General features: G+C 41.8%; 12 protein-coding genes and 1 other annotated feature. All 12 genes read right to left on the bottom strand.

All coding sequences use genetic code 11. The features are described from left to right. Window positions 1-190: 190 nt before the first annotated feature. The 12 genes from EYS13_RS04295 to EYS13_RS04240 all read right to left on the bottom strand — a co-directional run bounded on the left by EYS13_RS04295 (window position 191) and on the right by EYS13_RS04240 (window position 13912). The gene (locus EYS13_RS04295) at window positions 191-928 is read right to left on the bottom strand and encodes an N-acetylmuramoyl-L-alanine amidase (protein WP_227766255.1); all 738 of its coding nucleotides are present in this window, start codon (window positions 926-928) and stop codon (window positions 191-193) included. A gap of 68 nt (window positions 929-996) precedes the next feature. Further along, on the bottom strand, window positions 997-1818 hold the full coding sequence (locus EYS13_RS04290; RefSeq protein WP_227766254.1) for an ATP-binding protein: 822 nt from the start codon (window positions 1816-1818) through the stop codon (window positions 997-999). A gap of 10 nt (window positions 1819-1828) precedes the next feature. Next, window positions 1829-2599 carry a DnaD domain protein gene (locus EYS13_RS04285; protein ID WP_227766252.1) on the bottom strand — a complete coding sequence of 257 codons (771 nt, stop codon included), beginning with the start codon at window positions 2597-2599 and terminating at the stop codon, window positions 1829-1831. Window positions 2600-2768: 169 nt separating this feature from the next. Continuing rightward, entirely contained in the window at window positions 2769-4349 is a 1581-nt protein-coding gene (locus tag EYS13_RS04280; protein WP_227766250.1) for an MBL fold metallo-hydrolase RNA specificity domain-containing protein, read from the bottom strand. Window positions 4350-4408: 59 nt separating this feature from the next. Continuing rightward, entirely contained in the window at window positions 4409-5605 is a 1197-nt protein-coding gene (locus tag EYS13_RS04275) for an aminotransferase class I/II-fold pyridoxal phosphate-dependent enzyme (RefSeq protein WP_227766248.1), read from the bottom strand. Then, window positions 5602-6108 (bottom strand): Lrp/AsnC family transcriptional regulator, encoded by a 507-nt coding sequence (locus tag EYS13_RS04270; RefSeq protein ID WP_423055301.1) that lies wholly within the window; start codon window positions 6106-6108, stop codon window positions 5602-5604. The genes EYS13_RS04275 and EYS13_RS04270 overlap by 4 nt, the downstream gene beginning before the upstream one ends. 27 nt (window positions 6109-6135) lie before the next feature. Continuing rightward, window positions 6136-6349: a binding site (T-box leader), on the bottom strand. Between the two features lie 64 nt (window positions 6350-6413). Next, entirely contained in the window at window positions 6414-7244 is an 831-nt protein-coding gene (locus tag EYS13_RS04265) for a hypothetical protein (RefSeq protein WP_227766247.1), read from the bottom strand. Window positions 7245-7569: 325 nt separating this feature from the next. Then, the gene (locus EYS13_RS04260) at window positions 7570-9162 is read right to left on the bottom strand and encodes a methylenetetrahydrofolate reductase C-terminal domain-containing protein (protein WP_227766245.1); all 1593 of its coding nucleotides are present in this window, start codon (window positions 9160-9162) and stop codon (window positions 7570-7572) included. A 292-nt stretch (window positions 9163-9454) separates the two neighbouring features. Beyond that, the gene (locus EYS13_RS04255; RefSeq protein ID WP_227766243.1) at window positions 9455-10243 is read right to left on the bottom strand and encodes a methyltetrahydrofolate cobalamin methyltransferase; all 789 of its coding nucleotides are present in this window, start codon (window positions 10241-10243) and stop codon (window positions 9455-9457) included. 41 nt (window positions 10244-10284) lie between these two features. Continuing rightward, window positions 10285-11256 (bottom strand): CO dehydrogenase/acetyl-CoA synthase subunit delta, encoded by a 972-nt coding sequence (gene cdhD, locus EYS13_RS04250; RefSeq protein WP_227766241.1) that lies wholly within the window; start codon window positions 11254-11256, stop codon window positions 10285-10287. 42 nt (window positions 11257-11298) lie between these two features. Next, window positions 11299-12051 carry an ATP-binding protein gene (locus EYS13_RS04245; protein WP_227766239.1) on the bottom strand — a complete coding sequence of 251 codons (753 nt, stop codon included), beginning with the start codon at window positions 12049-12051 and terminating at the stop codon, window positions 11299-11301. Next, window positions 12044-13912 carry an ASKHA domain-containing protein gene (locus EYS13_RS04240; RefSeq protein ID WP_227766238.1) on the bottom strand — a complete coding sequence of 623 codons (1869 nt, stop codon included), beginning with the start codon at window positions 13910-13912 and terminating at the stop codon, window positions 12044-12046. Before EYS13_RS04240 ends, EYS13_RS04245 begins: the two co-directional genes overlap by 8 nt. Window position 13913: the final 1 nt, after the last annotated feature.

Raw genomic sequence — 13913 nt, 5'->3', positions numbered from 1 at the left:
GTAAATGATAAATATTTTCATCAATACCGCCTACTACATTTATAAAACATTGTTTTAACTAGCCTAAGTAGTTGAGAAGTTTTCTCAGTATTATTTTACGGAAGATCCTGCATATTGTCAACCATTTTTGCTGGCATTGGAAATGCTCTGGAATAAAAATGTGAAATAAAAAAGGCAGTAAAATACTACCTTAACTTAATCTATCAAGAAGTTTCACCAATACTACGGCAAATTCAGCTCTGGTCAGGTTTTGTTCCGGACGGAACGTTTTATCGCCGTAACCACTCATTAATTTTGCTGCAACAACACGCCTAATTGCTTGTTCTGCCCAGTGTCCTTTAATATCCTGAAAATCCCCCGCTTCAGCAGTTGGTTCAGTTACCACGGTCTGGTGGAAAGCGGCAGCTATTCCGCGAGCTAAAGCGGAAGCTAACATAAGTTTAATTTCCTCATTGAGCAGCGCCTTTTCCTGCTCCTCGTTGGATATGAAACCAAGTTCCACTAATACCGCCGGAGCCTCAGTTTCCCGTAAGATATAAAAATTGTTTTCCCTGACTCCCCCGTCAGGCCATTTCATTGTTGCCACTAATTCCTTTTGAATAGCAATAGCAAATTTTTCCGCACTTCCTCCACTGGACAGGATATGGGTACTGATATAATTAGGTTCCGGGCTTGCCGAACTATTAACATGAATGCTGATAATGAGATCCACTCTGGCTTTATTGAAAAAATCCGCCCGTTCACGAAGCGATAAATACACATCTTCCTTCCTACTTAGAAATGTTGTAAAGCCATTATCTACCAGGATATTATTTAGCAGTTGCGCAACTTTTAAAGTAATGTCTTTTTCAAACACGTTAAGAATTTTTCCTACGGCCCCGCTGTCTTTCCCACCGTGTCCGGGATCAATACCGACTTTAAAAGCCATCTCAACACCTCGCTTAACTCTTTTTGTTATTATATGAATCGAAAGAGTACGAGGTGCTTTTTGACAAATCAACATGATTTACGGGTTACTTGCTCTGCATACATTTGGTAACGGATATTATTTTCAACTAATAGCCTATACACTTGGCATAACTGCAAAAGTCTTGAAGTAATGCGTAAGCCTAGTTTTTCCTCAAGCTCGGCTAATTCAAGGTTAGTAGTAACAACTAAAGGTAGGCCGTTGTTAACTCGATAATTGATAATGGAGTATAACTTGTTTATAGTCCATTCGGTATAATTGTGAGCGCCTAAATCATCTAAAATTAAAATCTCCGCTTTACGTGCTGCGTCAGTTAGCAACAACTCATTGTTTCCCTGTTCAGGTTGCTGAAAGTAAGCGGAACGAATCTCATCTAATAAATCCGGCACTACGGCAAAGAGCACTTCTTTACCGTGAGTTATTAAAGCATTAGCAATGCTTGCTGCTAAAAAAGTTTTCCCACTCCCCACAGGTCCACAAAACAATATACCTTTGGTGGGCTTATTGTTTAAAACGTCGGCTACAAATGTTTTTGAAGCTTTTAATGTACGCTGTGCAATTTGATGGTACGTTAATTGGGTTTCTGCATCGGGCGGTTGAATATGGGGGTAGTATTTTAAATTAAATTTATCAAAAGTAAATTGTTGAATTTGTTTACCTAGATCTGCGTGTTTAAACCTGTTATTAATGGCTTTTTGCTTCATACAGCTGCATTTCACTGCTTCGCCGTTAATAAAGTAAATACCGCGATCCTGGCATATTTCACAAGCATAAATTTCTTGGACGTTCTTTTGCTGTTTTTTTGCCAAAACACTGAGTTCCTTTAGCTTTTGCTCTAGTAACAGTCGCATAAGCCCACCCCTAGCTTAAATAAAAATCCTTGTATTTATCTTTTTGCGCTTTTGCTTTAACTCCACTTTCCTGCTTAGTTTTGTTCGCAGGTTCAGCGAACTTTGTTTTTTGGAAACGTTCTTCGTAAGCAATTGCTTGTTTTACAGTGGTTATTTGGTTACGAGCCCAATCACGCAGTATGGAATCAATATATTTAAAATTTAAAATTCCACGCAATACCGCCCTTTTTAAAGCCTCAAATATCAGGTCAGGCGAATATCCATCCCCTTCACACCATTCAATTAATTGGCTGCTCTCCATAGGGGAAAGCAGCCTGCCAAATTCTTTTTCAAAGGCCTGGTACAGTTGGCCTAAAATTTCGCTGGAAGTGTTAATATTTTTTTTGCTGCTGTTTTCTTCGCGCTGTTTGGCTTTTTCAAAAGCCCAGATTTCAGCCAATTTATCAAAAAGTAAATCCAAGGAAAAAAAGTTTATCCATTCCCCTGAGCTGTTATTGAATTTTCTTTCTACATTCAGCAATCGCTTTTCAATCAGGCTTGCGATGTTGCTTTTTATTGTTAAAACATCTACCGCCATGAACTTAGCTAATTCTTCCGGAAGAGGAAACGGATCATTTCGCAACTGCCTTTGGGCAAGAATATGTATTAACAGCACTAACTCAGTTTCGTTAATGCCAAGTTGAGCATAGCAGCGCAACAGCATAAATGGTACGGATACACTGCCTTCGATAAATAAATCGGCTGCATATGCAGATGTAAAACTAGCAATTTTTTGTGTCAATTGTCCTCTCTCCTACTAAATTATCCGTATGGTTTAGCCCTTCCAGATGCACTGCAAAACAGAATAGCTTAACAGCTAGTTTTAAGCTTATTACAATTATATCATCGGGAGGAACAATTTTTAAAGGTGGCCTTGTAAAGAAAACCAAAAGAATGACCCTGTACTCGGGTCATTCTTTGTTATATACCTGTTGGTAATCTTCTATTATTTTGTTTAAGTTACACAATAATCGCTGTAATTGTTCAATATTATTTTGTTGCAGTTCCTGTTCAATTAAATTATTTAGTTTGTGCCGAATTTCTTCAGCCGTTTGATAAGGACTTTCAACTTTCACAGTTACCGTTTCATCACCAAGGACATACTCATCGAACAAAGACGGGATCACGGTTCTTGCCGACCCGATTCGTTCGTTCAGGAGCTTGGCAAAGGTCAGCGAAGCATCTTCTTCGCCATGGGTTATGAAATAGCGTTTAGGTACAGTTTTAAAAGCGGTAGCCCATCTTAACAAACCGCTCTGGTCTGCATGGGCCGAGTAACCGTCAATTTTCCTGATTTGTGCTTTCACTGCAATTTCTTCCCCGTGAATGGTAACCTTCTTTTCCCCGTCCAGGATCCTTCTACCTAATGTGCCCTGGGCTTGATAGCCTACAAATAAAATAGTCGATTCAGGACGCCACAGGTTATGTTTAAGATGGTGCTTAATTCTCCCCGCATCACACATTCCACTGGCAGAAATAATAATTGCCCCGCCTTTAATTTTATTTAAGGCTATCGACTCCTCGGTTGTCATGGTATAATGCAACCCCGGAAAATATAAAGGACAGTCCCCTTTTGCTTCCTGCAGGCGTATTGTATCTTCATCATAGTAGGCGGTGTTTCGGCAAAAGATTTCAGTTGCCGCAATAGCTAACGGGCTATCAATATAAATCTCTTGAGGGGATATGGCGCCCCGTTGTAAAAGAATATTTAAATCGTAAAGCAGGTCCTGCGTTCTTTCAATTGCAAAAGCAGGGATGATCAGGTTACCGCCTCTGGAGAAAGTCTCCTTGATTATGCCGGTCAGCATGTCTAATTTGTCTTCGTTGTGCTCATGCAGCCTATTGCCATAGGTCGATTCCATGACAACATAGTCCGCTTCCAAGATAGTTGCCGGATCTCTGATTATTGGCTGGTTATAATTGCCTATGTCGCCTGAAAAGACAATCTTAAATTCATTATTATGCTCTTTTACCCAGATTTCAGCCATGGCGGACCCCAAAATGTGACCTGCGTCCTGAAAGCGTAAGGTTATTTCCGGGGATAGGCTCAACTGCTGATTATATTCGACAGTTTTAAAAAACTTTAGGCACTCCCGGGCATCTTCAGCCGTATAAATAGGTTTAATCAACGGCTTTCCCGCCCGGGCATACTTGCGGTTTTTTCGTTCTACTTCCATTTCTTGAATATAGCCGCTGTCGGGCAGCATAACAGAAGCCAGTTCCGCAGTAGCTTTGGTAGTAATAACCTGGCCTTGAAAACCATTTTTACAAAGTTTAGGGATCAGGCCGCTATGATCTATATGAGCATGTGTTAAGATAAGGTAATCAATACTTGCAGGGGAAAAAGGGAAATCCCCATAATTTCGTTCTTTGAGGCTTTTGGAGCCTTGAAACATGCCGCAGTCGATTAATATTTTTAAACCGCCCGCTTCAAGCAAATAACAAGAACCGGTGACCATTCTGCTTGCACCGTAAAATTTCAAATTAGCCATGAGCAGTACTTCCTCCTGAAACTTATAGAGTTTAAGCACACACTTTGCCAGTAATACACTTAAAAGCTGTTGACCGCTATTTTTTTGCTGTGCCTCTGCACAAAGCTTTCCATGCGGTTCAAAGCCTCTGTTATTTGCTGGATAGATGCCGCATAGGATATTCTGATGTGGCCTGCTCCGCTTTCACCAAATGCGGTACCGGGCACAACAGCAACCTTTTCTTCTTTAAGGAGGTTCTCAGCAAATTCCTCCGACGACATTCCGGTTATAGCCACTGAGGGGAAGACGTAAAAAGCGCCTTTTGGCTCGAAACAATCCAATCCTATTTCATTTAGCCTGGAAACAATTAAACGGCGTCTGTAATTATACTGGCTAACCATGTGCTCCACCTGAACCCGACCGTTGCGCAATGCTTCAATTGCAGCTTTTTGTGCCATCACAGGAGCACATAAGATGGTATATTGGTGGATCTTAACCATGGCGCTGATTAATTCCTGGTGAGCGCAGACATACCCAACGCGCCAACCGGTCATAGCAAATGCCTTCGAAAAACCGTTCAGAAGAATAGTCCGATCGCGCATCCCGGGTAACGCAGCAAAGCTGGTATGCTTTCCTTGATAAGTTAATTCGCTGTAAATCTCATCAGCAATTACAATCAAGTTGTGCTTTTCTACGACTTTTGCTATTGCCAACAATTCTTCTTTAGTCATAATGGCACCCGTCGGGTTATTGGGGTAACATAAAATCAATACCTTTGATTTAGGGGTGATTTGGGCTTCCAATTGTTGGGCAGTTAACTTAAAGCCGTTGCTGGCATTAGTCTTAATGGTAACAGGAGTACCTCCGGCCAAAACGGCACAGGGTTTGTATGAAACATAACAGGGTTCAGGTATTAAAACTTCATCGCCTGGTGTGACAATAGTGCGTAAAGCAATATCCACGGCCTCACTTGCGCCAATCGTAACAATAATTTCATTTTCCGGATTGTATTCAACTTCATATTGCCTATTCAGATAGTTGGCTATTTCGCGGCGAAGTTCCGGCATTCCATAATTGGAAGTATACATGGTATAACCTTGTTCCAAAGAGTAAACGCACGCCTCCCTTATATGCCAGGGTGTCACAAAATCCGGCTCCCCAACTCCCAGGGAAATAACCCCTTTCGTGTTGGCTACTAGGTCAAAAAACCTGCGTATTCCTGACGGGGGGATGTTCCTGACTACTGGAGAAATGATTTTGTCAAACTCAAGTTTCATGGTGTAAACACCTGCCTCCGATCCTCTTCATAATCTTCAAAAATGATTCCAGCTTGTTTATATTTTTTTAAGACAAAATGAGTCATCGTGCTTTGAACATGCTCAATAGTAGCCAATTTTTCCGCAACAAACTGAGAGACTTCTTTTAAGTTTTTTCCTTCTACCAGCACGGAAAGATCGTAAGTGCCCGACATCAGGTATAAAGCTCGCACTTCAGGAAAACGCTGTATTCGTTCCGCAACTTGATCGAACCCTACATCACGTTGAGGGGTAACTTTAACATCGATTAACGCCGAAACTACTTCCTCGCCTGCTTTTTCCCAGTTGATTAATGTACCGTAACTTAAAATTATCTTTTCTTCTTCCAATGCTTTGATTTCACGTTCCACATCCTGGGGACTTAGATCCAGCATCTTGGCAATGTCCTCGGAAGAAAGTCTGGAGTTTCTTTCCAGTATTCTTAAAATCGCCTGCCGCAAATAACTCACCCTCCTTAACGACATTTTTAAAATAAAAAATCTCTCAACCCTGTAAGGGACGAGAGATTACCCGCGGTACCACCCTAATTGGTATTAACCCAACTTAGTGCCTAATGGCTTAGTCGTAACGGGACTACCGGCATAGCTTACTTCTTTCAGCCTGCAACTTAGGAGTGGCTTCATTTGCTTATTCCTGCCGGTTTTCACCAACCACCGACTCTCTGTAAGGATTCAGCAAATTACTTTTCTCCTGCATAGTTGTTACAATTATATATTTAAAATGATTATAGCAGGCCTTGAACTGCAAGTCAACAATTTTTATTTAATATTTATTCCGCAGCTGCAGAAGTATTTACCGGTGAGAGAACACGTTTTAAATACCTGCTTACCCTTCGGTAGTAGCTCATTTCTTCATCGGAAATTCTTACCAAAGTAATACCCGCTCTGGAGCAATGATACTCTTTCCAGACAGTGTTATGGGGAGTTGCGTTTTGGATTTTTTCCACTGCCAATTGTAAATCCGGGAAATAATACTTCAGCTCAATGCCATGTAATTTATAATTTTTTACTAGAGTCTTGCCCCTGAAAATCTGACGCAATATTTTTTCCAATGTATCTGTTTCTTCTGTATCTGTTTCTTCGCTATTCTCCACAGTAGACTCAAGCTCGTCTTTGCCTTCTTCCTCTACAATTCCTAGGTCCGCAGCTAGTAAAGGCTGGGAACCAGTATCAGCTGTTCCCGAGCAATCAGTCTCTTCTTCAACTTGTTGTTCTGGCTCGGGCTCCGGAGTTATATCAATTTTTTCTGTTAAATCTGAAGGAGATTGGTTTAAAATCACCATTTTGTTCTTTTTGTACAATGCAAGTCCCTGTTCGATTAAATCGTTCAGAGTGCAGGAAAAGTTGTTGAAACTGGTTAATACGCGCTGATCAGGTAATTTTTGCCTGGTCAATTGACGCAGTAGCTCTTCCAGGTGTTCCTCTTTCCCCGATAAATAAAAAGACAGTTTCTCAATAAGTTCTCTTACTCCTTCCAAAGTTTTTTCATATTCATTGCTGTCTTTTTTTTCCTGATCCCCCAGTTGAATAGTTTGTTCAATAAACCTGTCGGTCAGCTCAAGTATGTCCCGTTCTAACGCCTTTTTCTCTTCAGCGTTCACAAGCCATCACCTCTTTGCGTATCTTTGCTACAAACTATTCAATACTGGACAACTTTATGACAAAAAAGTATCTCGATGTTAATCAAAGCAAATAAAAAAGTATTAAATAATACTCGACTAAGAAAGCTTTTTTGTTCGTCATCTATTAATGATATTAATCAGCGGGCGCATTAAGGGCAACTCGGCTTCCGCATGCTCTTAAAAGCTTCGCGCAATCCAAGTTAACTTTAACTCATTACGGAAAGTGATAAGTTAAGGATGGATATACTTTTCTACTTGTAATAAGAAAAAAGCCCTGAGTTAACAGGGCGGGTAACCAAATTATTTAAGCTGAAGTTGAAGTTTTATTTTGCTCAGTCGCTTGCTTTTTCTTTTCAGGCTTCTTAATACCCAACCGCTCCGCGGAGTGGTCTTTGCCAAGATAGAAATTAATCCAAGAAGAAGTTTGGTACAAATCCCAGTTGCATGGTGGAACACGATAAGCGTCTAATTGACTTTCCTCTTTGTATTGTTTCAATCTGGCATAGGCTTTTACCCAAGCGCATTTTCTTTCATTGGGGTAAACTTCACACCAGCCATTGTAGCTGCCTTCACAGGCTCCGTTTCGCTGATTTTTAGGACATTGCGACATGGGACACACATAGGCTAAATCCGGCAAGGCGCAGTCGCCGCAATCCTTGCAGTCATAGAGCATTACTTTGTTAATATGCTCAAAACCATGAAAAGCTTTTTCCACCGATGAACCTTCTACAGCATTAGAGATCTTTTGCATTAGACCAAAGAAATTTTTGCCTGGTTCAAAAATCATTTTGTGCACGAAACGGGACATTTTGTATACAAAATGAACAGGCGCATCCAGAGGAAGATTTTCTCTATTTACTGGTCTGTCAGTATTCAGTCCTGTTTCGGGATCCCGCTCAAAGTAGTAAAATCCATTAGGCTGCGGATAATCGAATTCGTGGACCAAATCCAGCCAGTTTTTGCTCAATTCCTCACCTTTCTCGATAATGAACTCCACTTGCTCGTATTTAATGTTGTGACCGCCAATATGCACTCCGGCAAAGCCCATTCCCTTCATAAATGCATACATTTTAGCAGCACGCAAGAGCCGTGCCTCAAGCCCTTTATCAGGAGCGGTCCGTTCTTTATCAATTTCTGCCAATAATTTGTCTGTTACCACGCAACCGGGGATATTGTTAGCATTCATGGTTTTTGCCGCTCCATAGGGCAAAATGTAAATATTGCCCACTATGGGAACATTAATTCCGGCTAATTTGGCAAACTGCAGTACCTCATGAAATTTTCTAGCATCATAGCCTACTTGGGTAACAATAAATTGTGCGCCGGCATCCACTTTCTTTTTTAATTTAAAATACTGGATCATCTGTTCCGCTTCGGTTGCCTTAAATGGTGAAACAGCAGCACCTGCAAAGAAATCACTGGGCTGAAACTTAATCGGCCCTTTAAGGCCTGGTACTACCAAACCTTCGTTCATTTGACCAATCAACTCTAAGGTATGGATGGGATCCAAATCAAAGACCGGTTTGGATCTTCCTTTAAAACCGGTAACAGGATAATCACCGGTCATAACCAGCAAGTTTCTTACACCTGCTCTGTCGAGGGCGTATAACTGACTCTCCATCTGGTTGCGGCTTTTATCTTTACAGGTAAAATGAACCAAAGGTTCGATACCTAATTTTAAAATCTCCATGCCCAAATAATCCGCAAGCATGGCTGGGTTGCCACCAGGGTTATCGGTAATAGTAAGGGCATGCACCTTATTGCCTTGAGCTGCTTGCTCCGCAGCTGCCAGAGCGCTTTCCTGCTGCTGCTCCCTAGCTCCCCTTCCGGGTACCAGTTCCCAAGTTACAGACAGGGTATTCTTATCCAACAGTGATTCTTTGAATTTGTTTTCCATCCCTCTTCCTCCCTATCAGCCCTTATCTTTGCTTACAGCTTTGTTCCGAAAATTTACAATTAACGGATTTTCTCCACTTTATGTGTTCTCTTGCTATTGAAATTCTCCTTTCTATCCCGGCAATAAACAATACAATTTACAAAAAAAAATTGTTAGTTACAAGAAAGAATTCTATGGTTAAAGATAACAAAATATTTTGTCTTTTGACTAAATTTTAAACCTTTATGTCAAAAAAGAAAAGACCCGACTCCCAGAATTAACTGGAAATCAGGTCTACTCTACTTGCTGATGCTTAGTTTTCCCTGAAAAGTTTTACGTACGAATCACAGTAAATTTTTTGATTAAGCAAGATTTCTGCCGTAGCTGCCACTTCAATCAAGCCGTCATCATTAGCATCGGCTATAGCAGCATCAAGTCCGCAGGCCATTGCCATGGCCAAGTATGTTCTATTGACCAGGGGACGATCGAGACAGTTGTTGGAAACATTGCTCAATCCTATGATGGTTTTTGGTGCGGGGTTTGCCAGCATTTTAATTTGTTGTAACGTTTTTAAAACTTCGGGAGCATGGTCTTGCGCAACAGAACAAGGGAGAATTAGTGGGTCAATAAAAAGATCTTCCATGGGCAGCCCAAACTCATCAGCTGCTGCCACCAGTTCCATGGCAAAGGCCAAACGGGTATCGGCATCTTTCGGGATCCCTTTTTTGTCCATGGTTAGTCCTATTAGTGAAGCTCCATATTTAATAGCCAAAGGAAAGGCAATCTCAATTTTTTCCCTTTGCGCAGAAGTTGAATTAATTATTGCCGGTTTTTTACAGAGTTTTAACCCTTCTTCAATTGCTTCAAAATTAGTGGAATCCAGGCATAATGGTAAATCAGTAACTTCCTGTGTGACTTCCACCAGCCATTTCATAGCTCCAACTTTGTCACTGGTGGCAGGGCCCACGTTAATGTCAAGATAACGGGCTCCGCCTTCTTCTTGTTTCTTGGCCCACATCTGTACAGGTTTAGGGTCTTTTTCCAAAATAGCCTTTTTGATGTCGCTGAACATCCCATTAATTCTTTCACCTATTATAATCATTTTCCCACTCTCCCAGAAAAAATTTCAATTTAATTAAGTTTCTAATACTTATTTGAAACCATCAGCTGATCAATTTGCTTTTTCACTAAAGCTACCGCTTTCGGATGCCTCATTAAGAGAATATGCACTCCTGCCTGCAATAGGGCGCTAGCTGTGGTGGCTTCCCATAGAATTCCCCTCTCCTCCTGGTCACCCCATTCGGGAAACTCTTGGGTAGAAGCGGTAGCTTCTTTCGTCCGCCAAGCCTCGTAGCCTACAGTGGCGATTACGGGCATGGACAGCATTTTGTCACCTTGCAAAGCACCTATCCGCGCTCTTTCCAGAATAGAATAAGCATATTCTATTCCATAACCTAAACCACCTATAGAAGGGTCGATAACTATTTTATGCAAAGGCAAGTTCATCTCACTAATCAAGATATTCAACTGTTTACACATGTTAATATCCAGCGGAGATCTGGCAATGATGTTGTGCTTATGAACCATGCAAACAGCCGTTAAAGATTTGTAATTATCTGTTTCAGCACAACCCAAAAGCAGATTTTCTCCAGCTGCGGCCTCCGCAACTGCTTCCATCAGTTCTTTATCTTTATCAGCTTCTTCACAGCCTACTACAATTAAAGGTACTCCCACGGAGGCCAACACTTCTTGCACCGTTTGTACACACTCACTTACAGAACGGTTAGCGCCATCAGGATGTGCTCCGTCCAATTTTAAATACACAAGGTCCGCTCCATATTCTTCCACACATTTTTTTGCCCAGAGACCAGGTTTGTCGATCACGTCGGCAAAGTGTTTAATCAAAGCATTATTCCATTCAGGGACTATATCTTGCACTTCCATGGCAACTACCGGTCTGTTAGGTATTTCCCCTTCGAAATGGTAAAAAGGAAGCGCAGAATCACCGCCGACGGTAATGGTATGGGTCCTCGTACCGCCTTGTTCGCGGGTTGCACCTAGAACAACTTCCAATACTGCGCTTCTGTTTTTCTCCTTAAAAATTTCAACCGCCATCATAACTCTCCTTTCACTGGCTAAATATTGCCATTCCAACATTTATATTTCCAAGGCGTGTAAAAGCTGAAATACTGCCTGTACTGCTGGGCTTGCTTCGGGTAAAGATATTAAGGGCTTGCTCTGCACATCAAACTCTATTACCATAGGATCGAATGGCACTGTTCCCCCTAACGCCAAGCCAGTCTGTACAATTTCCTGTTCCAATTCTTTGAGCTGTTCCTCATTGACTTTGGTGACAACAAGTTGAACTAAACCTACTTGATTATTTAAGCTTTTCAGCAGTTGGTATACCCTGCCCGCGGAACGAATACCCCTGGCTGAACAATCACTGATTACAAACAACGTATCCACTCTGGGAATGGTTTTTCTACTAATATGTTCCAGGCCGGCCTCGCTGTCCACAATAACGTATTCATAATTTTTACCTAAAGTTTCAAGGTGTTTGCGCAGTAAGTCGTTAGCGTAACAATAGCAACCAGGCCCCTGCGGACCGCCCATCACGAGTAAATCAATGTCCTTCGTTTCAATAATAGATTGGGAAAGCTTATATTCTACAAATATATCTTTGGTCATGCCAGCGGGAACTGCTTTCGGATCTTTTAATTCGTTAAGAATATCGGAGATGGTAAATTCAACATTCAGCCCTAAAGCTTCATTTAAATTAGCATTAGGATCTGCATCTACAGCCAGGATTGCTTTTTTATTGTTTGCCGATAAGTACTTGATGAGCAGTGCAGTAAAGGTGGTCTTACCTGTTCCGCCTTTACCAGCCACTGCTATATATTTAGTCACTATTGCCACCCCTCACTACTGTTGTTGATTTTACATTGGGAAACAGTTCTAGATTCGTATGGGGCAAAAATAGAGCTGAAATGAATTCTTCCATAAAATTGTTGCCTGCGGATAATTCTAAATATGTCAACTTCTTGCCAATCTCAGTAGCTGCATTTAGTGCCGTTTGTGAAATTAGAGATAAATATGCTCCCCGGACTGAAGTATTACCCACAAACCGGTACAGGTGATGCGGCAGATCCGGCAATAAGCCTATTTCAATGGCATCAGCAATGTTTAGGTAATTGCCGAACCCACCGGCAATGTAAATCCGTTCCAAGCTGGAGAAATCCAACTGCACAGTTTTTAAAAGGCATTGTATTCCAGCAAAAATTGCTCCTTTAGCCCGAATCAAGTTTTGGATATCCCCTTCAGTAAGTGTTATATCCTTTCCAAGGGCTGTTTCCCAATCCCATGCAAGGACAAACTCCTTTCCTTCATCGGTTTTTCTTAGCCTTTCCACCGGTTTATCGAGTTCGCAAAACCTACCGGCCCTGTCGATCAGGCCCACCCGATGTAGTTTTGCAATACAATCAATTAAACCGGAACCACAAATCCCTGCAGGAGGAGTTCCTTCTATTGTCTGGTAACGCACTTCGAAATTGACAGGATTAATTTCAACTCTTTCAATAGCTCCTTGCATGGCCCGCATGCCACAGGTGATACCACTGCCCTCAAAAGCCGGTCCCGCTGAACAAGCACAGCTGATTAACCATTCTTTATTGCCTAAAACAATTTCGCCGTTAGTACCGATATCAATGAACAGCGTAAGATTATCCGCCCAGTTCATACCCGTACTTAGTACCCCGGCTACAATATCGCCGCCAACATAACTACCAACAGCCGGTAAGCAATAAACGCAGGCCTCCGGTGTGGTTTCCAGTCCAAGTTCCTTTCCTTTCACTATCGGGAATTGGGCCGCAGTAGGAATGTAAGGATCCAAACGGATGAATTTTGGATCCATTCCTAAGAACAAATGGATCATTGTTGTATTGCCTGCTACTGTAATAACATAAACCTTGGAACCGACAACTTGGGAGGTAGCTAACAATTGCTCTGTAAGCTCAGTAATGCTGTCTATTACAGCATCGTGCAATTGTTTCAAACCCTTTGGCGATTGGCAGTGAATGATCCGGGTAATGATATCGTCCCCGTAAGCTGCTTGTTTATTGTAAGTTCCGGCTTTGCCCAATACTTTACCACTGACCAAATCAACAAGGTAAATAACAATTGTTGTTGTTCCGATGTCAATGGCAAGACCATAAATTGTTTCTGTCGCCATTCCTGGCTGAAGGTCAATCAATTCATAAAAACCATTTTGGGCCACGAGAAGCGCACTTACGTGCCAGTCGGATTTCCTCAGTAGATGAGCCATTTTTTGCAAAACCGGCAAGCTGGGCACAACTTCCTTCCCTCCAACTGCTTTACTGAGTTCGCAGCTTAAACGTGTCCAATCGCTGGCGTTTTCATAGAGAGAAGGCGGAGAAAGCCTGACGGCTACTTTTTGGCATAAAGGTTCAAAGTCGTATTTGGTTTGAAAATTTTGTTCTGTTTCAGCCAGTAAAATCTGATGCTCGCCTAGCCTGACATTTTGCGGAACTTCTACAAAGATATCTTCGTAAACTATGGTTTGACAGGCCAGAAGCTCCTCCGTGGTCCCCTTTTTAGTAAGTCTAACAACGCACTTGCCGCAAGAACCTTCGCCACCACACGGCATTTTTAATTCAATGCCGGCTAACCGGGCTGCCCCAGCAATAGTAATTCCTGGTTCGGTTTTCACAGTCACATTATCAGGCAGAAAAGTAACCGAACAGATTTCCATT

The sequence above is a fragment of the Zhaonella formicivorans genome (assembly GCF_004353525.1).
In the GTDB taxonomy this organism is placed as follows: Bacteria; Bacillota; DUOV01; order DUOV01; family Zhaonellaceae; genus Zhaonella; species Zhaonella formicivorans.
Note: the sequence above shows the minus strand (reverse complement) of the source record. Positions and strands in the feature narration are given on the sequence as shown.